The following is a 22,866-nucleotide window of genomic DNA, read 5'->3' on the forward strand; positions in this document are numbered from 1 at the left end:
ATCGCGGCGCGATGCGTCGCAGGTGCGCCCGACGATACAATCACGGGTGTCTTCACGACATGAGGCGAATGCGCGGTCGACATGAATCACTTCCCCAAACTGCTGTCGTCGCAGATCGGTTTTGACCTCGCGCAGACCATGCTCGAAGGATTCGACCGCCATTACCGGATCTTTCGCGACGCCGCGATCCACGCCAAGACGCTCTTCGAAAAAGGCGACTGGCACGGTTTGCAGAAGCTCGCGCGCGATCGCATTACCTCATACGACGAGCGTGTCGATGAATGCGTCGAACTGCTCGAAGACGAATACGACGCGGAAAAAATCGACAGCGAAGTGTGGCAGCAGATCAAGCTGCATTACATCGGCCTGTTGACCACGCACCGTCAGCCGGAGTGCGCGGAAACGTTTTTTAATTCGGTATGCTGCAAGATCCTGCACCGCTCGTACTTCAACAACGATTTCATTTTCGTGCGCCCGGCCATCTCGACCGAATACATCGAGAACGACGAGCCGGCCGCGAAGCCGACTTACCGTGCGTACTATCCGGGCAAAGACGGACTCGCGGCGACGCTTGAACGCATCGTCACGAACTTCCAGCTGGAGCCGTCGTTCGAAGATTTGACGCGCGACGTCGGCTGTGTGATGCAAGCGATCCATGACGCGTTCGGTGCGTTCGACGAAGCGCCCAATTTCCAGATTCACGTGCTCTCGTCGCTGTTCTACCGGAACAAGTCGGCGTATATCGTCGGACGGATCATCAACGGCGATTTGCTCCTGCCGTTCGCGGTGCCCTTGCGTCATGTGAAGCCGGGCGTGCTCGCGCTCGACACCGTGCTGCTCAAGCGCGAACAGTTGCTGATCATTTTCAGCTTTTCGCATTCGTACTTCCTGGTGGACATGGAAGTGCCGTCCGCCTACGTCGAATTTCTCGGCACCATCATGCCGGGAAAGCCGAAGGCGGAAATCTATACGTCGGTTGGCTTACAGAAGCAGGGCAAGAATCTGTTCTATCGCGACCTGCTGCATCACCTCTCGCATTCGAGCGATCAGTTCATCATCGCGCCCGGCATCAAGGGGCTCGTGATGTTGGTGTTCACGCTGCCGTCGTTTCCGTACGTGTTCAAGCTGATCAAGGACAACTTCCCGCCGCCGAAGGAAACCACGCGCGCGCAAATCCAAAGCAAGTATCAACTCGTCAAACGACATGACCGGCTGGGCCGCATGGCCGACACGCTCGAATATTCGAGCGTGGCGTTGCCCCGCTCACGCCTCGACGAAGCGCTGGTGCGCGAACTCGAGAAGGAAGTGCCGTCGCTGCTCGAATACGACGGCGACAACCTGGTGATTCGCCATATGTATATCGAACGCCGCATGGTGCCGCTCAATCTGTTCCTGCAGAACGGCAACGACGAAGACGTCGAGCACGGGATCAAGGAATACGGCAATGCGGTGAAGGAACTGATGCAGGCGAACATCTTTCCAGGCGACATGCTGTACAAGAACTTCGGCGTGACGCGTCACGGCCGTGTGGTGTTCTACGACTACGACGAAATCGAATATCTGACCGACTGCAACGTGCGCGCGGTGCCGGCGCCGCGTAACGAGGAGGACGAAATGTCGGGCGAGCCGTGGTACTCGGTCGGCCCGCACGACATCTTCCCGGAAACGTACGGCACATTCCTGCTCGGCGACCCACGCGTGCGCCGTTCCTTCATGCAGTATCACGCGGACTTCTTCGATCCTGCGCTATGGCAACGGCACAAGGATCATTTATTGAAAGGCGAACTGCCCGACTTTTTCCCGTACGACGACAGCGTGCGCTTCTGCAACCGCTACCCGGAACGCTTCGTCGATGCCGCCGGCCTTGCATCGCCCGCGCCAGATGCGACAGCCGACGCGCGCAGCGTGCGGGCGGCGTGAAGCTCACGCGCCGCTCGCATCTTCAGATGCCTCGTCCGAACTCTATGTAACGACATCGACCGGTCAATCGGTCGAGCAACCGCCAAGACGCACCATGAACACGAACGATTCAACTCCTGACAATCCGCTCTCGCATCTGTTCGACAACAACGAAGCGTGGGTCGCCCGCAAGCTGTCCGAAGACCCAGAGTATTTCTCGCGCCTCGCCCATCAGCAGACGCCCGAGTATTTGTGGATCGGCTGCTCCGATTCGCGCGTGCCGGCCAACCAGATCATCGGCTTGCCGCCGGGCGAAGTGTTCGTGCACAGAAACATTGCCAACGTGGTCGTGCATACCGATCTGAACTGTCTCTCGGTGATCCAGTTCGCCGTCGATCTGCTAAAGGTCAAGCACATCATGGTGGTCGGCCACTACGGCTGCTCCGGCGTCGGCGCGGCGCTGCACGGCCGTCGCGTGGGTCTTGCGGACAACTGGCTGCATCACGTGCAGGATGTGCGCACCAAACATGCGGCGCTGATCGAGGAATGGCCGATCGGTGAGGTGCGCCATCGGCGGCTGGTCGAACTGAACGCGATCGAACAGGTGATGAACGTATGCCGCACCACCATCGTCAACGATGCGTGGGCGCGCGGCCAGGAATTGACGGTACACGGCTGGGCGTACGGCGTGCATGACGGCAAGGTGCGCAACCTCGGCATGATGGTCAGCGAGCCGGGCGCGCTCGATGCCACCTATCAGAAGTGCGTCGCGGCGGTGTCGGCTAGTGGCCCGCACAAGGCAGAGAACGACGTGGTCGCCGCCGATGCGGCTCAGCTCGGCGACGTGCCGGCTATCGTCGAAGGCGTAATCAAGGAGCTTAAACATGAGTGAGACAAAGATTGATCCGATCGTCATCGTGGGTGTGGCCCGCACGCCCATGGCGGCATTTCAAGGCGACTTCGCCGCGCTGACGGCGCCGCAGTTGGGCTCGGTAGCGATAGAAGCCGCCGTGAAACGCGCGGGACTGAAGCCCGAACAGATCGACGAAGTGGTGATGGGCTGCGTGCTGCCCGCCGGCCTCGGTCAGGCGCCCGCGCGTCAGGCCGCGCTCGGCGCCGGCTTGCCGCTCGCCACCGGCAGCACCACGGTGAACAAGATGTGCGGCTCCGGCATGCGCGCCGCGATGTTCGCGCACGACATGCTCGCGGCGGGCTCCGTCGATGTGATTGTCGCGGGCGGCATGGAAAGCATGACGAATGCGCCGTACCTGCTGCCCAAGGCGCGCGGCGGCATGCGCATGGGCCACGGTCAGGTGATCGACCACATGTTCTACGACGGCCTCGAAGACGCCTACGAAAAAGGCCGACTGATGGGCACCTTCGCTGAAGAGTGCGCAGGCTCGTTCGACTTCACGCGCGAGGCGCAGGACGCGTTCGCCGTCGAGTCGCTCAATCGTGCAAAACGCGCCAACGAAGATGGTTCGTTTGCCTGGGAAATCGCGCCGGTGAAGGTGGAGAGCCGCAAGGGCGATGTCACCATCGATCGCGACGAACAGCCGTTCAAGGCAAACATCGAAAAAATTCCAACGCTCAAACCGGCGTTCAGCAAAACCGGCACGGTGACGGCGGCGAATTCGTCGTCGATTTCCGACGGCGCGGCCGCGCTCGTCATGATGCGCGAATCGACCGCGAAGCGTCTCGGCGTCGAGCCGATCGCGCGTGTGGTCGGTCACTCGACGTTCGCGCAGGAGCCGGCGAAGTTCACCACCGCGCCGGTCGGCGCGATTCGCAAGCTGTTCGAGAAGAACGGCTGGCGCGCCGACGAAGTCGATCTGTATGAGGTCAACGAAGCCTTTGCCGTCGTGACGATGGCGGCCATGAAGGAACATCATCTGCCGCACGAGAAGGTCAACGTGAACGGCGGCGCTTGTGCGCTCGGCCATCCGATCGGCGCGTCGGGCGCGCGGATTCTCGTCACGCTGATCGGCGCGCTGAAGAAGCGCGGCGGCAAGCGCGGCGTCGCGACGCTGTGTATCGGCGGTGGAGAAGCGACGGCGATGGGTATCGAACTGGTTTAACCCGCGTTTTTTTCGCGCTGTTTTGACGGCTTGCTGAGGTATTCCATGAAGACAGTGTTGATCGTCGGTGCATCGCGCGGCATCGGCCAGGAGTTTGCACGGCAATACAAAAAGAGCGGCTGGCGCGTGCTCGCAACCGCGCGCGACGGCGCCGCGCTCGATGCATTGAAGGCACTCGGCGCCGAAACTTTTTCACTCGATGTGAGCGCGCCGGAAGAAATCGCCGCGCTCGGCTGGAAGCTCGACGGTGAACGACTCGACGCGGCGATCCTGGTGTCGGGCGTGTACGGCCCGCGCACGGAAGGCATCGAGGCGATTACCGTTGAAGACTTCGACCACGTCATGCACACCAACGTGCGCGGACCGATGCAACTGATGCCGATCCTGCTGCCGCTCGTCGAAGAGGCCGGCGGTGTGTTCGCGGTAATCTCGAGCAAGATGGGCAGCATCGGCGACGCTAGCGGCACGACCGGATGGCTGTATCGCGCGAGCAAGGCGGCGTTGAACGACACGCTGAAACTCGCGTCGCTGGAAGCGAAGCGCGCCGCGTGCGTTTCGTTGCATCCGGGCTGGGTGCGCACCGACATGGGCGGTGCGCAGGCGGCGATCGATCCGGCGCGCAGCGTCACCGGCATGCGTGAAGTGCTGGCGCAAGCCGCGGCGGCGCATGAAGAGTTCAACGGCCGCTTCTATCAATACGACGGCACGCTGCTCGACTGGTGAGCAGCTGTGCCGCACGGGAGACACATACATGGTGCTTGATCAGGATCACTTGATGGTCCGCGACGCGCTGCGCACCTTCGTGCGCGAAGCGATCACGCCGCATGCCGCGGCGTGGGACCGTGAGCGTACTTTTCCGAAGGATGTGCACCGGCAGCTCGCCGAACTCGGCGCGTATGGCGTGCTGGTGCCCGAAGCGTACGGCGGCGCCGGCATGGACGCGCTGGCGCTCGCGCTGATTCTCGAAGAAATCGCCGCCGGCGACGGTGGCACCTCGACGGCTATCTCCGTCAACAACTGCCCCGTCTGCAGCATTCTGCTGACCTTTGGCAACGACGCGCAGAAACGCGACTGGCTCACGCCGCTTGCGCGCGGCGAGATGCTCGGCGCGTTTTGCCTGACCGAACCGCAGGCCGGCTCCGACGCATCCGCGTTGCGCACCACCGCCACACGTGACGGCGACGCGTACGTGCTGAACGGGGTCAAACAATTCATCACGAGCGGCAAGAACGGCAACCTCGCGATCGTGATGGCCGTGACCGATAAAGCGGCGGGCAAGCGCGGCATCAGCGCGTTCATCGTGCCCACCGACACGAAGGGCTACGTTGTGGCGCGAGTCGAGGACAAGCTCGGCCAGCATTCGTCGGATACGGCGCAGATTATTTTCGAGGACTGCCGCGTGCCGGCCGCGAATCTGATCGGCGCGGAAGGCGAAGGCTACCGGATCGCGTTGTCGGGGCTCGAAGGCGGACGCATTGGTATCGCCGCGCAAAGCATCGGCATGGCGCGCGCCGCGTTCGAAGCGGCCTTGAGTTATGCGAAGGAGCGCGAAAGTTTCGGCGCACCGCTGTTTTCGCACCAGGCCGTGCAATTCCGCCTCGCCGACATGGCGACGCAACTCGAAGCGGCGCGACAGTTGATCTGGCACGCCGCATCGTTGAAAGACGCCGGTCAACCGTGCCTGACCGAAGCCGCGATGGCCAAGCTATTCGCGTCCGAAGCCGCCGAGCGCATCTGTTCTGCCGCTTTGCAGATTCACGGCGGGTACGGCTACCTGAGCGACTTCCCGGTCGAGCGCATTTACCGCGATGTGCGCGTGTGCCAGATCTACGAAGGCACCAGCGACATCCAGAAGATTTTGATCGCGCGTGGTCTTGGCTGAAAGTCAGATGAATAAGCAAATGTTGTTAGTGCAACGACCATCCGACTGTCCGTGCGGCGGCGCCGCGCCCGACCAGCGTAGCGGTGCCAAGGCGCCGCGCTTCGCGCAGTGCTGCGGCCGCTATATCGACGGCGGCGAAACGGCGCCACGGGCGCTCGAACTGATGCGCTCGCGCTATAGCGCCTATGTTGTAGGCTCAACGGATTACCTGCGCGCCACCTGGGCGCCGCAGACCTGCCCCGCCGATCTCGACGCGGACCCGGCCGCACCCGATGCGCCGCGTTGGCTCGGACTACAAATCAAGGCGTTTGCAGAAACCGACGCCGATCACGCGACGGTCGAATTCGTCGCACGTTACAAGGTGTGCGGCCGCGCGCGTCGGTTGCACGAACTGAGCCGTTTCGTTCGCGGCGATGATGGCCGCTGGCGCTACGTCGACGGCGACATCAGCGAATAAAGTCCCTTTCTGCCCCTTACAAGACGCCGCAGCGTCCTTACGCCGCGCTCACATATGGCCCTGATAGCAGGGCCATTTTTTTGTTGGCGAGATGCCACATGACCCGCGCCACGCCTGATTGCTTCGGTGCGCCAAACGCCGGTGACGCCTGTATCGACCGGGCTCAGCGATCAAACAGCACGCGGCAATTTTTGCGACGCGGGTTCTCCTTGATTGCACAAAACAAAATTGTCGTGCCAGGATGAGGCCGTAGCTTCATGACGTCACGTTGCGAGGGCCGGTCGATACCAGCTCCGCAAAATGCGCAGGGAGCCCTGCCGGGCACCAGACAGTGTGGTTCCGGCGGCGGTTTCGGGCAGCAGCCGTGGCGCTCATCATCGGCGCGTGGGGTCGCGTCGGCCGTTTGGGTTCATCCCGTGCGATCTCGAATAGCGTGCGTGCGCCTCTGGCGCACTCCGTACGCGAGTGTGTTTTTGTTTGTCGAAAACCCGCCCGAAAGGCAAATGTCAGCAATGACTTTCGACAGACAGACGCCACGGTGTTCAGGGCAGGTTTTTGAGGCAGGTGCGTGAATGGTGTTCAGCAAGGTTCTGACGAAGTGTGCGGTGATCTGTGCAGCGGCTACATGCGCTGTCGCACTCGCGCACGCCGACCCGCTCGCGGACACGCAGCCGGGACCGTTGACCCGCGCACACGTGCCGCGCATCGCGCTCGACGACGACGTCTATCTGCCCACCGCTGGTCTCAACGAACAGATCATCCGCGTACCGGTCGATGCAGCCGGCACGGTCACTCTCGAAACGACGATCTACAAACCGGACGGCGCTGGCCCGTTTCCGATGATCGTGTTCAACCACGGCAAGATTCCCGGCGATCCGCACACGCAGGAGCGCAGCGACCCGCTGCCGTTCGCGCGCGAATTCGTGCGCCGCGGCTACGTGGTGGTGGCGCCGAACCGCCAGGGTTTCGGACACTCGGACGGCGTGTATCAGCAGGATGGTTGCGACGTCGAGAAAAACGGCATCGGCCAGGCCGGCGATGTCGCCGCGACGGTCGACTTCATGTCGAAGCAACCTTACGTGGACGCGACGCATATCGTCGTGGCCGGCACCTCACACGGCGGTCTTGCGACGATGGCGTACGGCACGCAAGCAGCGCCGGGCGTGAGGGCGCTGATCAATTTCTCGGGCGGCTTGCGGCAGGACGCGTGCGGCGACTGGCAGGGCAACCTGACGCATGCGTTCGGCGCGTATGGCGAAAAGACCAAGGTGCCATCGCTGTGGATGTACGGCGATAACGATTCGGTCTGGAACGCGCGGTTGGTGGCGGCCATGTACGCCGCTTATGGCGCGCATGGCGCGAGCGCGAAGATGGTGGATTTCGGCAACTACAAGAATGACGCGCACCGGCTGGTCGGCGATCGTGATGGCGTGCATGTGTGGTGGCCGGCTGTCGAGGCTTTTCTTGCGCAGGTGGGCATGCCGACTGGCGTGCAGTATCGTGTGTCGGATCCGTCCACGCCTAAAGCCAGTGGGTTTGCTGCTGTCGATGCGGTCGACGCCGTGCCGTTTGTCGATGAAGCCGGGCGTAATGGGTATCGGAATTTCTTGCATCAGTTTCCTAGTCGGGCGTTTGCTGTTTCTGACTCGGGGGCCTGGTCCTGGGCTGAGGGCGGTGATGATCCGATGTCGGTCGCGGTCGCGAATTGTCAGAAGCAGTCTTCTGCGCCTTGCAGGTTGTATGCGGTGAATAGCTCCGTTGTTTGGGGGGATCAGTCTTCGCAGACGGCTGATGGTGGGGGTGCTGCTGGCGGCGCCGATGCTCGGCGGGCTCTTGCTAGTCGGGAGTAGGAGTCCGGTTTTGTTTATGCCTGCCCGGCGGGTGTTGCTTCTCGGTGTTCTTTGAGGCGTTGGCCTTTCCTTGATCTCTTTGTGGTCTATTAGCGTTGCCCCTGTGCGGGGCGGCACCTACTTTCTTTGCCGCGGCAAAGAAAGTAGGCAAAGAAAGCCGCTTCACACCGCCAGCTCATAAGCGGGTCCCTCGGCTTGGAGGGGGCGCTGGCCCATCTGGAATCTGTGCCCCCGCACATTCAGCCTCAGTGACAAGGCCGTCATTCTTCCGGCGGCGCTGCGCGCGCCGTCGCGGTAATTCGTCAAACCATCGGTTCGCTCTTGTGCTCAGTACTTCCTGAGCTACCAGCCCCTATCCGTGTACCAACTTCTCCAATCCTCATCGTTTCGGCGTTCATGCCGAAACGAGGTCGTCGGCCCCGCCGCGCACGAAAAACCCAGTCGACTTACGCAGTCCCTTCCGGCGAGCGCGCAGCGCGAGGCGGGAGGTATGACTGCTGTGTCACAAGCGTCGAATGTGGGAGGGCACAGATTCCAGATGCGCCACTACCGCGGCTGTGCGGGGGACCCGCTTATGGGCTCGCGGTGTGAAGCGGCTTTCTTTGCCTACTTTCTTTGCCGCGGCAAAGAAAGTAGGTGCCGCCCCGCACAGGGGCAACGCCAATAGACCACCATGAATGCAAGGAAAGGCCAACACCGCAGAGAACACAGACAGAAAAATCCGAGCCGGCGCAGGCCCAAAACCCCAAATCCCCGCCAGTAAGTTGCCACTACTTTGCCGTCGTCAACTCCGCCGATCAGCGACCTTCACCCACAAACAGAAACCACCTGCACCGAACATCGCCAAACCCCAGCGCCGCAGGCAAAAAACGCGCATCGAACCCCTAGTGCACAGCACGAAATAAACCGCTAATCTCGACCCCGCAAGCCCGCCAAGAGCCGCGCGCAGCGCAAAAAAATCCGCGCCACCCGACTGAAAACGGCCCTAAAAAAGCCCCCCGCGCAGCGGCAAAAAAGCACCCCTGGAGTACCCTTTGGACAACCCAGCACCACCATCAGCAGCCCCCGACGACTGGATCGCCCGCAGCCTGCGCGCCATCTGGCACCCCTGCACGCAGATGAAGCACCATGAACGCCTGCCGCTCGTGCCCGTCGCGCGCGGCCAGGGCGCGTGGCTCTATGACCGCGCCGGCCATCGCTATCTGGATGCCATCAGCTCCTGGTGGGTCAACCTGTTCGGCCACGCCAACCCGCGCATCAACGCGGCACTGAAAGACCAGCTCGACACGCTCGAACACGCCATGCTCGCCGGCTGCACGCACGAACCGGCCATCGAACTCGCCGAGCGGCTCAGTGCGCTGACGAGCAACACGCTGGGCCACGCGTTCTTCGCATCAGATGGCGCATCCGCCGTCGAAATCGCCCTGAAGATGAGCTTCCACTCGTGGCGCAATCGCGGTTTCGCGGACAAGCAGGAATTCGTCTGCATAGCCAATAGCTACCACGGCGAAACCATCGGCGCTCTCGGCGTCACCGATGTCGCGCTCTTCAAAGACGCCTACGATCCGCTGATCCGCCACGCGCACGTCGTTGCATCGCCCGACGCCCGCCTCGCGCAACCAGGTGAAAACGCCGCCGACGTCGCGCGCCGCGCGCTCGATAACGTTCGCTCGCTGTTCGAAACACGCGCCACGAAAGTCGCCGCGCTAATCGTCGAGCCGCTCGTGCAGTGCGCAGCCGGCATGGCCATGCACGACGCGTCGTATATCACCGGATTGCGCGCCTTGTGCGACCAATACGGTGTGCATCTGATCGCCGATGAAATCGCCGTCGGCTGCGGACGCACCGGCACTTTCTTCGCCTGCGAACAGGCCGGCATCTGGCCGGACTTTTTATGTCTGTCGAAAGGGATCAGCGGCGGCTATCTGCCGCTTTCCATCGTGCTGTCGCGTGACGAAATCTTCGCGGCCTTCTATCACGACGACACCGCGCGCGGCTTCCTGCATTCGCACTCGTACACCGGCAACCCGCTCGCGTGTCGCGCGGCGCTCGCCACGCTCGATCTGTTCGCGAGCGACAACGTGCTTGCCGCCAACGCGCAAAAATCCGCGAAGCTGAAGGCCGCGCTCATGCCGCTAGCCGAGCACAAGCAAGTCCGCAATCTGCGCCAGTGCGGCACGCTCTTCGCCTTCGATGCCGTGATCGACGACGCCCAGCAAGCCAAAACATTCTCGCGCCGCTTCTTCGAAAACGCGCTGCAGCGCGAACTGCTGCTGCGCCCGATTTCAACCACGGTGTATCTGATGCCCCCATATATCCTCGACGACGAAGAACTCGCGCTGCTCGCCTCGCGCACGCGCGAAACCTTCGAAGCCACGCTCGCGGAGACCCGCTAATGCACCTGCTCGACAGGCTCACCGAAGGCCTCGCGGAAATCGATGCGCGCGGCCTGCGCCGTCGCCGCCGCACTGCCGAAACGCCATGCGCCGCGCACATGACTGTGGACGGCCGCGAAATCATCGGCTTCGCCAGTAACGACTATCTCGGTCTCGCCGCGCATCCGCAACTCATCGCGGCGATCGCTGAAGGCGCGCAGCGTTATGGCGCGGGCAGCGGTGGCTCTCATCTGCTCGGCGGCCACTCGCGCGCGCACGCGCAACTCGAAGACGATCTCGCGGAATTCGCGGGCGGCTTCGTCGATAACGCTCGCGCGCTCTACTTCAGCACCGGCTATATGGCGAATCTCGCCACGCTCACCGCGCTCGCGGGCCGCGGCACGACGCTCTTCTCCGATGCGCTCAATCACGCCTCGCTGATCGACGGCGCGCGCTTGTCCCGCGCCGACGTGCAGATCTACCCGCACTGCGATACAGAAGCGCTGAGCGCAATGCTCGAAGCCTCGGAGGCCGACGTCAAAGTGATCGTCTCCGATACCGTCTTCAGCATGGACGGCGATATCGCACCGCTGCCGCGTCTGCTCGAACTCGCGGAGCAACACGGCGCATGGCTGATCGTCGACGACGCGCACGGTTTCGGCGTGCTCGGCCCGCAAGGCCGCGGCGCGATCGCGCAAGCCGCGCTCCGTTCGCCGAACCTCATTTCGATCGGCACGCTCGGCAAAGCGGCCGGCGTCTCCGGCGCGTTCGTCGCCGCGCATGAAACCGTGATCGAATGGCTCGTGCAGCGCGCGCGTCCGTACATCTTCACCACCGCGTCGGTGCCGGCCGCGGCGCACGCGGTGTCGGCGAGCTTGCGCATCATCGGTGGCGAGGAGGGCGACGCGCGTCGCGCGCATCTTCGGCAACTGATCGAACGCACGCGCGCCATGCTGAAGGCGACGCCCTGGCTGCCGGTCGACTCGCATACTGCCGTGCAGCCGCTCATCATCGGCGCGAACGACGCCACGCTCGACATCGCGGCCACGCTCGATCGCGCGGGTCTGTGGGTGCCGGCGATCCGTCCGCCCACCGTGCCCGCCGGCACGTCGCGTTTGCGTATTTCGCTGTCGGCCGCGCACTCGCAAGCGGACCTCGACCGTCTCGAAGCCGGCTTGCAGCAACTCGGAGCGAAAGCGGCATGAATAGCACAGTTCAACACGCACTGTCGTTGTTCGTCACCGGCACCGATACGGAAATCGGCAAGACGTTCGTCTCGTCGGCGCTGTTGCGCGGCTTCGTCCGCGAAGGCTTGCAAGCTGCCGCAATGAAGCCGATCGCCGCCGGCGCGTTCGAACTGAACAGTGTGCTGCATAACGAAGACGCGGATCAACTCGACGCCGCGTCGAACGTGTTGCTGCCGCCCGAGATGCGCACGCCGTATCTGCTGAAGGAACCGGCCGCGCCGCACATCGCGGCCACACTGGAAAACGTCACGTTCGATCTCGGCCACATCGTCGATTGTCACGCGCAGGCTCTGAAGCGCGCGGAGATCGTGGTCGTGGAAGGCGTCGGCGGCTTTCGTGTGCCGTTGACGACCACACAGGACACCGCCGATCTCGCCGTCGCGTTGAAGCTGCCGGTCGTGCTGGTGGTCGGCATGCGGCTCGGCTGCATCAGCCATGCGCTGCTCACCGCCGAAGCAATCGCCGCGCGCGGGCTCACGCTCGCCGGCTGGGTCGCGAATCGCATCGATCCGGACATGACGTTCCCCGACGAAAACATCGCATCGATCCGCGAGCATCTGGCACGTGAATACGACGCGCCGTTGCTCGGCATCGTGCCGAATCTGAATCCACCCTCGCCCGAGCTTGCGGCGGACCAACTCGACATCAAACGGCTTTTGCAGACGCTGCGGCACATGCAAACGCATTCGCAGCGCTAAAAACTCACATATCCATCCATGAGGATTGACGACATGACGCAACTGAACATCGCTTCCACACCCGCCGACACAGCCGCGGCAAACAACAATGCCAACGCCGCAGCTGGCGCGAAACAGGTCGCTCGCTGGCGCGTCGCCGACATCGTCGCGTTGTACGAACTGCCGTTCAACGACCTGATGTTCAAGGCGCAGCAAACCCATCGCGAGCATTTCGATGCGAACACCGTGCAACTGTCCACGTTGCTGTCCATCAAGACCGGCGGCTGCGAGGAAGATTGCGCGTACTGCCCGCAGTCGGTGCATCACGATACGGGCCTGCAGGCCGACAAGCTGATGCCGGTCGACGAAGTGCTCGCCGCCGCCAAGGTCGCCAAGGAAAACGGCGCGACGCGCTTCTGCATGGGCGCCGCGTGGCGCAATCCGAAAGACCGCCACCTCGAACCGATCAAGGACATGATTCGCGGCGTGAAGGCAATGGGTCTGGAAACCTGCGTCACGCTCGGCATGCTCGAAACGCATCAGGCGCAAGGGCTGCGTGAAGCGGGCCTCGATTACTACAACCACAACCTCGACACGTCGCCGGAATTCTACGGACAGATCATTTCGACGCGCACGTATCAGGACCGCCTCGACACGCTCGAACGCGTGCGCGATGCGGGCATCAACGTGTGCTGCGGCGGGATTGTCGGTCTGGGTGAATCGCGTCGTGAGCGTGCCGGTCTGATCGCGCAACTGGCGAACATGGAGCCGTATCCGGAATCGGTGCCTATCAACAATCTGGTGCAGGTGGAAGGCACGCCGCTGACGGGCACCGAAGCGATCGACCCGTTCGAATTCGTGCGTACGATCGCCATTGCGCGCATCACCATGCCGCGCGCGATGGTGCGTCTGTCGGCCGGCCGCGAGCAGATGGACGAAGCGTTGCAGGCGCTGTGCTTCCTCGCCGGCGCGAACTCGATTTTCTACGGCGATCAATTGCTGACCACCAGCAACCCGCAAGCAGAGGCCGACCGCAAGCTGCTTGAACGTCTCGGCATTCGCGCCGAGGCCGCGCAGCAAATGCCGCTCGATCAAAGCGGCTGCGAACATGGCTGTGATAAGCACGCTGCGCCGAACTGAGCGTATGCATCGCGCGTGATAGAGCACGCGCAATAAAAAAGGCTGCCTCGTTTTTCGAGGCAGCCTTTTTGCTGACTTACGGCGCTAAAAACCTACTTCTTATCCACGATGATCTGATCAAACGTCCCGCCATCGGAGAAATGCGTTTGCTGCGCTTTCTGCCAGTTGCCGAACATCTCTTCCACCGTGAACGTCTTGATCGGTTTGAACTCTGCGACATGCTTCGCGAGCACGGTCTTGTCACGCGGACGCAGATGATGTTGCGCGATGATGTCCTGCGCGGCCGGCGACCACAGATAGTCGAGATAAGCCTGCGCTTCCTTGCGCGTCCCGCGCTTGTCGACCACCTTGTCGACGATCGACACCGGCGGCGCCGCCAGCAAGCTCACCGACGGATACACCGCCTCGAAATTGGCCCCGCCCACGCCCGTGTCCATCAGCGCGACTTCGTTTTCGAACGTCACCAGCACGTCGCCGATGCCGCGTTGCGTAAAGGTGGTCGTCGCGCCACGGCCGCCCGTGTCGAGCACCGGCACGTTCCTGAAGATCTCTTTTTCGAAGTCGAGCGCCTGCGCGTCGGTGCCGCCGTGCTGCTTGCGATAACCCCATGCGGCCAGATACGTGTAGCGTCCGTTACCCGAAGTCTTCGGATTCGCGATGATCACCTGCACGCCAGGCTTGGCGAGATCGTCCCAGTCCTTGATGTGTTTCGGATTGCCCTTGCGCACGAGGAACACCATCGTCGTGGTGTACGGCGCGCTGTCGTCCGGCAGGCGCGCGCGCCAGTTGGCCGGCACCAGTTGACCTTTCTCGGCGAGCAGGTCGATGTCGTTCGGCTGGTTCATCGTCACCACGTCGGCCTGCAGGCCTTGCAGCACCGACAGCGCCTGCGCGCTCGACGCGCCGTGCGACTGGCGGATCGATATGTTCTCGCCGCTCTTCTGCTTGTACGCCGCGATGAAGCCGGCGTTGATGTCCTTGTACAACTCGCGCGTCACGTCGTACGAGACGTTGAGCAGCGATGTATCCGCGTGCGCCGTCGACATGCCCGCCAGCGCGAGCGTGATTGCCGTCATGCCGGCTGCCAGCCAGCGCGATGTCTCCGTCTTGCCTGCCATCTTGTCCCCGCCTGTCGATGATGAAAACCAGTGGCCGCACGAACGTGCAGCGTGAAGCGGGATTCTAACGGATCGCTTACTTGGCCAGTGTTCCTTGCGTCCGTCACTCGATGTGCGAGCGTTGCAGTTCAAACGCTCACACGAACGCTTGCTGTACAGCCTCGAACGGCTCCTCGCGAAAACGCAGCGGCGCCGCGCAGTGCACGAGCGTATCGACGAAATACTTGGCGCGCGGCCACGGACCGAAGCCGGCCGCCGTGTTGATATGCCCCGCGTCGCCGAGATTGACGAACGCGCTGCCGAAACGCTGCGCGAGATCGCGCGAGCCGGCGAGCGACATCCACGGATCGGTTTCGCTGCCGATCAGGATCGACGGCACGCCGAGACGCCGCGCGTCGAACGCTCCCGCGAAGGCGAATTTCTGCGGACTCGCGGGCGCGACGAACAGCACGCCGACCACGTCGTTCGCATACGACGCCTGCTGCAATGCGTACGCGGTCGCGAGGCAGCCGAAGCTATGCGCTGCCAGCACGAACGGCCCACGCTCGCGCGCCAGCAGATCGCGCAGCGATTTCGACCACAGCGCGAGGTCCGGCGCGTCCCAGTCGGCTTGCTCGACGCGCAACGAGCGCGCGAACTGCCGCTCCAGCCAGCTCTGCCAGTGCGCGCTCTCGCTGCCGTGCAGGCCGGGAACGGTGACGAGCCGCGGCGGCCATGTCGATTTGGTGCATGAAAGCATGTGTGTGCCTCGCAGCGGGAATCCGGGTAGTGATTGTCCCGCCGCTCACCGCAAGGGCGAACCAAGTTTTTGTGCTTTGTTTATCGGACAAATGCGCGAGCGAACGAGCGGGCAAACGCACGAATAAACGCGCCGCCAACATGGGCCGCCCGGCGCAAAGCCCACCTCCGAACCGCACGGCCGTACGCAAACGCGCGCGAATCGCGTCGAAAAAGTAGAATGAAGCCTATCCATAAAAGGAGGAGGCCTCATGCCGCAAGCGTCGTCCACAACGCCGCAGCCGTCGCGCCGGTCATGCCGTGGCATCTTCGCGCCCAGACCCGATCTCGAAGGCGCCTTTCGGACCGTATGAAAATCCTCTTCTACATGCCGCATGCCGACGCCGCCGCCTGGCTGCACGATTTCGCTCGCGCCCTGCCGGATGCCGATCTGCGTGAGTGGCAGCCGGGCGACACCGCGCCGGCCGACTTCGCGGTCGTGTGGCGTCCGCCGCGCGAGATGCTGGCCGGCCGCGACGATCTGCGCGCGATTTTCAATCTCGGCGCCGGCGTCGACGCTATCCTCGCGCTGGAACACGAGCAGCCCGGCACGTTGCCGCGCAACGCGCAGTTGATCCGTCTCGAAGACACCGGCATGGCGCCGCAAATGGCCGAGTATGCAACGCACGCGGTGCTGCGCTACCTGCGCCGCTTCGACGAGTATCAGACGCTGCAGAACGAGCGCCGTTGGGAAGTGCTCGAGCCGCATCCGCGTGACACCTTCACGGTCGGCGTGCTGGGACTCGGCGTGCTCGGCGCGCATGTCGCACGAACGCTCGCAGCGTTCGGCCTGCCGGTGCGCGGCTACAGCCGCAGCCCGCGGCAGATCGACGGCATCACGACATTCGCCGGGGAAGCGCAATTCGACGCGTTTCTCGACGGCGTGAAGGTGCTGGTCAATCTGCTGCCGCGTACTCCGGAGACGAGCGATGTGCTGAACGCGCGCACCTTCGCGAAGCTTGCGCACGGCGCGTATCTGATCAACGTGGCGCGCGGCGCGCATCTGGTCGAACAGGATTTGCTCGACGCCATCGCAAGCGGGCAGATCACCGCCGCCACGCTCGACGTGTTCCGCGAGGAACCGCTGCCGCCGGATCATCTGTTCTGGCAGGAGCCGCGCATCACGATCACGCCGCACGTGTCCGCGCTGACGCTGCGCGAAGAAAGCGTGGCCCAGGTCGCGCAGAAGATCACCGCGCTCGTGCGCGGTGACACGATCAGCGGCGTGGTGAATATCGAACACGGATACTGAACCCATCGAATCCAGTTGAAGGAGCGCCGCCATGCGCGGCGTCGACATAGGAGACACATCATGGCCCTGCCTCAGCAAGTGAAAATCGTCGAAGTCGGTCCGCGTGACGGACTGCAGAACGAAAAGGAATTCGTCGCCACCGCGACCAAAATCGAGTTGATCAACCGTTTGTCGGCGGCGGGCTTCCGTAACGTCGAGGCCGCTTCGTTCGTGTCGCCGAAATGGGTGCCGCAGATGGCCGACGGCGCCGACGTGATGGCTGGCATCGAGCGCCGCCCCGGCACGATCTATTCGGTGCTGACGCCGAACCTGCGCGGCTTCGAAGGCGCACTTGCCGCGCGTGCCGACGAGATCGTGATTTTCGGCGCCGCCAGCGAAGCGTTTTCGCAGAAGAACATCAATTGCAGCATCGCGGAAAGCATCGATCGATTCGCGCCTGTCGCGCAGGCGGCGAAGGAGCATGGCTTGCGGATTCGCGGGAGTGTCTCGTGCGCGCTGGGCTGTCCGTATCAGGGCGAAGTGCCGGTCGCATCGGTGGTGGATGTGGTCCAGCGCTTCGCGGCGCTCGGCTGCGACGAGATCGATATCGCCGATACGATCGGCGTCGGCACGCCGAAACGCACGCGTGAAGTGTTCGAGGCGGTCACGCAGGTGTTTCCGCGCGAGCGTCTATCCGGCCACTTTCACGACACCTATGGTCAGGCGCTCGCCAACATTTACGCGGCTCTGCAGGAAGGCATCGAAATCTATCATGCGTCGGTGGCGGGCCTCGGCGGCTGTCCGTATGCGAAGGGCGCGACCGGCAACGTCGCGACCGAAGACGTGCTGTATCTGATGAACGGCCTCGGCATCGAGACCGGCATCGACCTCGCGCAAGTCGTGGCGATCGGCGATTTCATCTCGACGTCGATCGGCCGCCCCAATGTTTCGCGCGCGGGCAAAGCACTGCTCGCCAAAGCACGCAGCGAAGCGGCCAACTGCGTTTGACGCTTGCGCAATGCGGCCGCTCACCACTCACGCAATCAATCAGGACCTGAAACGATGACGGACCAAGCTTCTCTCGAATCCGACGATCTCACCGCACTGCCCGACTCGGCGCGCCGCGTCGCGCTGCTGTTGCGCGAACGCGGTCACGCGGGCCGGATCGTGATGCTGCCGGAAACCGGCAAGACCTCCGCCGAAGCCGCCGCAGGACTCGGCTGCTCGGTCGCGCAGATCGCCAAGTCGATCCTGTTTCGCCGCCGGGAAGACGACGCGCCGGTTTTGGTGATCGCGAGCGGTGCGAATCGTGTCGACGAAAAGAAAGTCGCCGCGCGAGTCGGCGAGATCGGCCGTGCGGACGCGAAGTTCGTCCGCGAAAAAACCGGCTATGCGATCGGCGGCGTCTGCCCGATCGGTCATGCGACCGAGCCGGTCACGCTGATCGATGCCGATCTGCTCGAACTCGACAGTCTGTGGGCCGCCGCGGGTCATCCGCATGCGGTGTTCAATCTGACGGCGCAGGAATTAATTGCACTCACGAACGCGCCGGTGATCGACGTCGCGCTGCGCGAGACGGCTTGACGCGATGACGATGATGACAGCGGGCCTCGATAACGAAGACCACCACGCCGTGCCGTCGCCTTGCATCAACGTGTGCAGGATGGATGCGTCGACGGGCTGGTGCGAAGGATGCCTGCGCACCATCGACGAAATCGCCAACTGGTCGTTATTCGACGATGACGCGAAGCGCGCGGTCTGGGACGCGATCGAGCTTCGCCACGCGCAATTCGTCGCGAGCCAGCCGAAGGAGCGGCGATGAACGCAGCCCCGCGCATCGTCACGGTTGGCGAAACGTTCAGTTCGACGCTGGCGCTGTCGGCGGAGTCGGTGAAATCGTTTGCTGCGCTCGTCAATGATTACAACCCGCTGCATCACGATGAAGCGTATGCCGCCCAAAGCCGCTTCGGCGGCCTGATCGCGTCCGGCACGCAGCCCACCGCGCATTTCATGGCGCTGCTCGCCACGCATTATTCGACCTATGCGCAACCGCTCGGTCTTGAGTTCGATATCAAGCTGAAGAAAGCCGTCCAGGCGAACGACACGCTCACGATCACATGGCGCGTGAAGCATGCTTACTGGAAGCCGAGTTTGAACGGCGATCTGACGCATCTCGAAGGCTCGGTGGTGAATCAGCGTGGCGAGACCATGCTGGTCGGTTCGTCGACGATTCTCGTGATGCCGAAACCCGAAGCGTCCGCGAACGCAGACGCAAGCGCAAACGTAGCGCCCAACTCGCCATGATCACGCTGCCGGAATCGATTCGGGTTTTCGAACGCGGCTGGCTCTCGTCGAACAACGTGCTGCTGGTGGACGACGCCTGCGCCGCGCTGGTCGATACCGGCTACGCCACGCACGCGCCGCAAACGCTCGCCCTCGTGCGGCAAGCACTCGGCGCGCGGCCGCTCGATCTGATCGTCAACACGCATCTGCATTCGGATCACTGCGGCGGCAATGCTCTGTTGCAGGCGACGTGGCCATGCCGTACCGTCATTCCGGCTTCGGAAGCTGGCGCCGTGCAGGACTGGGACGAAACGCGCCTCACGTTTCGCGCCACCGGCCAGACCTGCGAGCGCTTCACCCTCACTGGAACGATCGCGCCCGGCGCGCGCTTGCGGCTCGGCGCGCTCGATTGGGATGTGCTCGGCGCGCCAGGCCACGATCCGCATTCGCTGATGCTCTACTGCGCGGACGAACGCATTCTGATCAGCGCGGACGCGCTATGGGAAAACGGCTTCGGCGTGATCTTTCCTGAACTGGAAGGCGAAAGCGGTTTCGCCGAGGAGCAAGCCGTGCTGGAAGCCATTGCGAGGCTCGACGTGCGCCTCGTGATCCCTGGCCATGGCGCACCCTTCACGAGTGTCGAACAGGCGCTTGAGCGCGCGTTTTCGCGCGTTGCGTGGCTGCGCGCCGATCCGGCCCGCAACGCAAGGAATGCGCTGAAGGTGCTGATCGTATTCAAGCTGCTCGAAGTCCGTGCAATGGGCTTCGATACCTTGCTGCGCATGCTCGACGACGCCAGCGTGATGCGCGCCGCCGCGTCGATGCTCAAGCCGCGTGGCGAATGGCCCGCGTTGCTGAGAGAGATCGTCGAGGAACTGGCGGCCAGGAATGGGCCGCTGGAAGTGGATGGTGCGCGCATCGTCGCGCGCGCGGCCTGACGCTGTGCCTCTGACAGAGGCACAGCGGGATATCGTCGCCACAAAAAGAAAGCCGCTCGACCCTTGCAGGCGAGCGGCGGAAATTCTGTCGGACGTGATCAGCGTCAAGACGCATGATACGCGTGCCGGTTTTTTGACCGCATCGGTGATTTCCCTACAGAAGTTTGACGCCCGCTTTCAAAGCCGTCTACAACGCGTCACGTTACGAGGCGCCGTCGTTGCGTATCTTTCGGATCATTAGTCCACGGTATGAATATATTTGCGCATCCAGTTACTCTGGAATCCGTAGCATTGTGATTCGTCGCAACGGGGCATCGCCCGTCAGGTCGACGACAGGCGCTTTTGCGGCACGATCCGCCAGCCGAGATTGACCCCGGCTGCCGCCACCAGAATCAGCACCGCTCCCAGCACCTGAATCCACGCGAGCGTTTGCCCGAACGCGACCCGGTCGACGATGATCGCCACCACCGGATAGATGAACGAGAGCGCGCCCGTCATGGAGGTCGGCAGCTTCTGGATCGCGCCGTACAGCAGCACGTACATGAGGCCGGTATTGACGACGCCGAGCACGACCAGTTCGAGCCACTGCACGCTCGTTGCGGGCAACGCATCGAAGCGCACGAACGGCGCGAGCATCAGCACGCCGAGCGATACCTGGATCAGCGCGATCAGATGGGGCGGCGTGCCCTTGAGCCGCTTCGTGATGATCGACGACACCGCATACATCGCGGCCGCGCCGACCGCGTATGCGACGCCGACCAGATATTGCCCCGGCACCGCCAGCACCGCCGGTTCGACCTTCAAGACAAACACAAGGCCGATGAACGCGACCACCAGCCACGCGAGCGTCGACATACTGACGCGCTCGCGAAACACCAGCGCGCCGAGCGCCACCAGCATGAACGGCTGCGTGTTGTAGACCGCCGTCGCCATCGAGATGGACGCGCGCGAATACGCGGCGAACAGCAATACCCAGTTGATCACGATCGCCGCGCCGCCGAGCAAGGCGAGGCCGAGCATCTTCCACGAGAACAGCTTGCGCTGAAATAGCCCGAGTAAGGCGCACACGAGCGCGAGCGTCGCGCCGCCGAAAATGCAGCGGAAGAACACGACATTGAACGGGCTTTGCTGCGACGACACCACCAGCCAGCCGATGGTGCCGGACATCAGCATGGCCATGGTCATTTCCGCGGCCCCGCGGCGGATTTCATTTGACGCCATGATTCGTCCTCGAATTGATTCCTGCATGACGAGCAGTGTAATTAATCCGATCGTCCGAATACATGGCTAAACTTAAGCGATCACGCAATCCGACCTAACAATCGAAGGCCGTCATGACCAAACGCCTTACTCTTCCAACGCCCGCCCCGCTCGACGACACCGACCGGGCCCTCCTCGCCGCGCTCGCGGAAGACGCCCGTCAGCCGGTCAGCGAACTGGCGCGTCAGGTCGGGCTGTCGGCGCCGAGCACGGCGGAGCGCGTGCGCAGGCTCGAAGCGCAAGGTGTGATCGAGCGCTTCACGGTGCAGATCGATCCGCGCGCGCTCGGCTACACGCTGCAGGCTATCGTGCGCGTGAAGCCGTTGCCCGGCCAGTTGCATCTGGTGGAAGAAGTGATCCGGCGCATTCCGGAGTTCGTCGAATGCGACAAGGTGACGGGCGACGATTGCTTCATCTGCCGCCTGTATCTCCATTCGATCGAGCAGCTCGACGAGATTCTGTCCAAGGTCACCGAGCGCGCCGAGACCAGCACCGCGATCGTCAAGTCGACGCCAGTTGCGCGCCGCCTGCCGCCGCTCGGTTGAGCGACGCGCGGACGCGGCTTCGCGTAGGAGCGAAATGGAACGAACGTGACGTTACTGCTCGACCGGTTCGAAAAAAGAAAGCATTTCGGCGACCAGTTCGTCTGACGCTTCCTCAGGTATGTAGTGGCCGCAAGACAGCGCGCGGCCGCTCACGTCGCGCGCCACGTGACGCCATTCCGCCAGCGCGTCGAAGCACTTCTCGATCACGCCTTTGTCGCCCCACAGCACGCGCAGCGGGCAGCCGATCTTGAGACCGCGCTCGATGTCGGCGCGATCGTGTTCCAGATCGATGCTCGCCGATGCGCGGTAGTCCTCGCACATCGCGTGAATCGCATCCGGTTGCGCGAGGGCCGCGCGATAGGCGTCGAGCGCGCCGGGCTCGAACGGCGCAAGACCCGCGTGACGGCTGCCCATCACCGCGTCGACATACGCCGCCGGATTCCCACCGATCAGCGTTTCAGGCAGCGGCGCCGGCTGGATCAGGAAGAACCAGTGGAAGTAATGCGTCGCAAAGGCGCGGTCGGTGGCTTCATACATGGCGAGCGTCGGCGCGATGTCGAGCAGCATCAGACGCTCGACGGCGTCCGCATGATCGAGCGCCATGCGGTGCGCGACGCGCGCGCCGCGATCGTGCGCGCATACGAGAAAACGGTCGAAGCCGAAATGGCGCATCACGGCGACCTGATCGGCCGCCATCACGCGCTTGGAATACGGTGTGTGCGCGGCGTCGCTCGGCGGCTTGCCCGACGCGCCGTAACCGCGCAGATCGGTGGCGATCACCGTGAAATGCTCCGCCAGCTGCGCGGCGCACTTCCGCCAGATCAGATGCGACTGCGGATGACCGTGCAGCAGCAGAAGAGGCGGCCCCGCCCCGCCCTTCACTCCAAAAATATCGACGTCGCCCACGGCGACGCGAAAGGGCGTGAAATTCTCGAAAGCCATGGCGTCTCGCTCGTGATTTTGGAGTTCCTGCATTGTAGAAGCCCGATGTGTCCGTGCGAGGTGGGATAGCCCACGCAAGCGTAGAACCTGAACACTCCTTCCAACTGTTCTAAACGCCTCAATCGAACGCGCTCGTTGCGCTTCGCCTATAATCGAACGATCGTTCT

General features: G+C 63.2%; 22 protein-coding genes. 18 read left to right on the top strand and 4 right to left on the bottom strand.

Annotated features, from left to right (window positions below):
- The first annotated feature begins 81 nt into the window (after positions 1-81).
- From aceK to bioB, 11 genes are all read left to right on the top strand, one after another.
- Positions 82-1,920 carry a bifunctional isocitrate dehydrogenase kinase/phosphatase gene (aceK, locus tag B0G71_RS18170; RefSeq protein ID WP_116143171.1) on the top strand — a complete coding sequence of 613 codons (1,839 nt, stop codon included), beginning with the start codon at positions 82-84 and terminating at the stop codon, positions 1,918-1,920.
- A gap of 94 nt (positions 1,921-2,014) precedes the next feature.
- Positions 2,015-2,791: a carbonate dehydratase gene (gene can / locus B0G71_RS18175; protein ID WP_116119715.1), complete on the top strand. Its 777-nt coding sequence runs from the start codon at positions 2,015-2,017 to the stop codon at positions 2,789-2,791.
- Positions 2,784-3,977: an acetyl-CoA C-acetyltransferase gene (locus B0G71_RS18180; protein ID WP_116143173.1), complete on the top strand. Its 1,194-nt coding sequence runs from the start codon at positions 2,784-2,786 to the stop codon at positions 3,975-3,977. The genes can and B0G71_RS18180 overlap by 8 nt, the downstream gene beginning before the upstream one ends.
- A gap of 45 nt (positions 3,978-4,022) precedes the next feature.
- On the top strand, positions 4,023-4,700 hold the full coding sequence (locus B0G71_RS18185; protein ID WP_116143175.1) for an SDR family oxidoreductase: 678 nt from the start codon (positions 4,023-4,025) through the stop codon (positions 4,698-4,700).
- Positions 4,701-4,728: 28 nt separating this feature from the next.
- The gene (locus tag B0G71_RS18190) at positions 4,729-5,859 is read left to right on the top strand and encodes an acyl-CoA dehydrogenase family protein (protein ID WP_116143177.1); all 1,131 of its coding nucleotides are present in this window, start codon (positions 4,729-4,731) and stop codon (positions 5,857-5,859) included.
- Positions 5,860-5,866: 7 nt separating this feature from the next.
- A complete protein-coding gene (locus tag B0G71_RS18195) occupies positions 5,867-6,316 on the top strand; it encodes a YchJ family protein (RefSeq protein WP_116143179.1) in 450 nt (149 codons plus the stop codon).
- A 572-nt stretch (positions 6,317-6,888) separates the two neighbouring features.
- Positions 6,889-8,166 (top strand): dienelactone hydrolase family protein, encoded by a 1,278-nt coding sequence (locus B0G71_RS18205; protein ID WP_116143181.1) that lies wholly within the window; start codon positions 6,889-6,891, stop codon positions 8,164-8,166.
- A gap of 1,034 nt (positions 8,167-9,200) precedes the next feature.
- Complete coding sequence (bioA, locus tag B0G71_RS18220) at positions 9,201-10,562, top strand: adenosylmethionine--8-amino-7-oxononanoate transaminase (RefSeq protein ID WP_116143183.1); 1,362 nt, start codon at positions 9,201-9,203, stop codon at positions 10,560-10,562.
- Complete coding sequence (bioF, locus tag B0G71_RS18225) at positions 10,562-11,746, top strand: 8-amino-7-oxononanoate synthase (RefSeq protein ID WP_116143185.1); 1,185 nt, start codon at positions 10,562-10,564, stop codon at positions 11,744-11,746. Before bioA ends, bioF begins: the two co-directional genes overlap by 1 nt.
- Entirely contained in the window at positions 11,743-12,486 is a 744-nt protein-coding gene (gene bioD / locus B0G71_RS18230; protein WP_116143187.1) for a dethiobiotin synthase, read from the top strand. Before bioF ends, bioD begins: the two co-directional genes overlap by 4 nt.
- 33 nt (positions 12,487-12,519) lie before the next feature.
- Positions 12,520-13,605, top strand: a complete 1,086-nt coding sequence (gene bioB / locus B0G71_RS18235) for a biotin synthase BioB (RefSeq protein WP_116143189.1) — start codon at positions 12,520-12,522, stop codon at positions 13,603-13,605.
- A 92-nt stretch (positions 13,606-13,697) separates the two neighbouring features.
- Here bioB and B0G71_RS18240 read toward each other — a convergent pair whose 3' ends face one another.
- Both B0G71_RS18240 and B0G71_RS18245 read right to left on the bottom strand, forming a co-directional pair.
- Positions 13,698-14,723 carry a sulfate ABC transporter substrate-binding protein gene (locus tag B0G71_RS18240; RefSeq protein WP_116143191.1) on the bottom strand — a complete coding sequence of 342 codons (1,026 nt, stop codon included), beginning with the start codon at positions 14,721-14,723 and terminating at the stop codon, positions 13,698-13,700.
- Positions 14,724-14,859: 136 nt separating this feature from the next.
- On the bottom strand, positions 14,860-15,462 hold the full coding sequence (locus B0G71_RS18245) for an alpha/beta hydrolase (protein WP_116143193.1): 603 nt from the start codon (positions 15,460-15,462) through the stop codon (positions 14,860-14,862).
- Between the two features lie 348 nt (positions 15,463-15,810).
- Here B0G71_RS18245 and B0G71_RS18250 point away from each other — a divergent pair, with 348 nt between their 5' ends.
- Genes B0G71_RS18250 through B0G71_RS18275 form a run of 6 tightly spaced genes read left to right on the top strand, consistent with a single transcriptional unit; the run spans position 15,811 to position 19,952 of the window.
- The gene (locus B0G71_RS18250) at positions 15,811-16,752 is read left to right on the top strand and encodes a glyoxylate/hydroxypyruvate reductase A (protein ID WP_116143196.1); all 942 of its coding nucleotides are present in this window, start codon (positions 15,811-15,813) and stop codon (positions 16,750-16,752) included.
- A gap of 60 nt (positions 16,753-16,812) precedes the next feature.
- Positions 16,813-17,739: a hydroxymethylglutaryl-CoA lyase gene (locus B0G71_RS18255; RefSeq protein WP_116143198.1), complete on the top strand. Its 927-nt coding sequence runs from the start codon at positions 16,813-16,815 to the stop codon at positions 17,737-17,739.
- Positions 17,740-17,793: 54 nt separating this feature from the next.
- Complete coding sequence (locus B0G71_RS18260; RefSeq protein WP_116143200.1) at positions 17,794-18,315, top strand: YbaK/EbsC family protein; 522 nt, start codon at positions 17,794-17,796, stop codon at positions 18,313-18,315.
- Between the two features lie 13 nt (positions 18,316-18,328).
- Positions 18,329-18,553, top strand: a complete 225-nt coding sequence (locus B0G71_RS18265) for a DUF1289 domain-containing protein (protein WP_106283990.1) — start codon at positions 18,329-18,331, stop codon at positions 18,551-18,553.
- A complete protein-coding gene (locus B0G71_RS18270) occupies positions 18,550-19,035 on the top strand; it encodes a MaoC family dehydratase (RefSeq protein ID WP_116143202.1) in 486 nt (161 codons plus the stop codon). The genes B0G71_RS18265 and B0G71_RS18270 overlap by 4 nt, the downstream gene beginning before the upstream one ends.
- Positions 19,032-19,952 carry an MBL fold metallo-hydrolase gene (locus tag B0G71_RS18275; RefSeq protein ID WP_116143204.1) on the top strand — a complete coding sequence of 307 codons (921 nt, stop codon included), beginning with the start codon at positions 19,032-19,034 and terminating at the stop codon, positions 19,950-19,952. Before B0G71_RS18270 ends, B0G71_RS18275 begins: the two co-directional genes overlap by 4 nt.
- 321 nt (positions 19,953-20,273) lie before the next feature.
- On the opposite strand, the gene B0G71_RS18285 is transcribed toward B0G71_RS18275, so the two are convergent.
- On the bottom strand, positions 20,274-21,173 hold the full coding sequence (locus tag B0G71_RS18285; RefSeq protein WP_116143208.1) for a DMT family transporter: 900 nt from the start codon (positions 21,171-21,173) through the stop codon (positions 20,274-20,276).
- Positions 21,174-21,286: 113 nt separating this feature from the next.
- Here B0G71_RS18285 and B0G71_RS18290 point away from each other — a divergent pair, with 113 nt between their 5' ends.
- Positions 21,287-21,757 (top strand): Lrp/AsnC family transcriptional regulator, encoded by a 471-nt coding sequence (locus B0G71_RS18290; protein ID WP_116118736.1) that lies wholly within the window; start codon positions 21,287-21,289, stop codon positions 21,755-21,757.
- Between the two features lie 51 nt (positions 21,758-21,808).
- On the opposite strand, the gene B0G71_RS18295 is transcribed toward B0G71_RS18290, so the two are convergent.
- Complete coding sequence (locus tag B0G71_RS18295; RefSeq protein WP_116143210.1) at positions 21,809-22,699, bottom strand: alpha/beta fold hydrolase; 891 nt, start codon at positions 22,697-22,699, stop codon at positions 21,809-21,811.
- Between the last annotated feature and the right edge of the window lie 167 nt (positions 22,700-22,866).

It is taken from the genome of Paraburkholderia sp. BL27I4N3 (assembly GCF_003386115.1).
Taxonomy (GTDB): domain Bacteria; phylum Pseudomonadota; class Gammaproteobacteria; order Burkholderiales; family Burkholderiaceae; genus Paraburkholderia.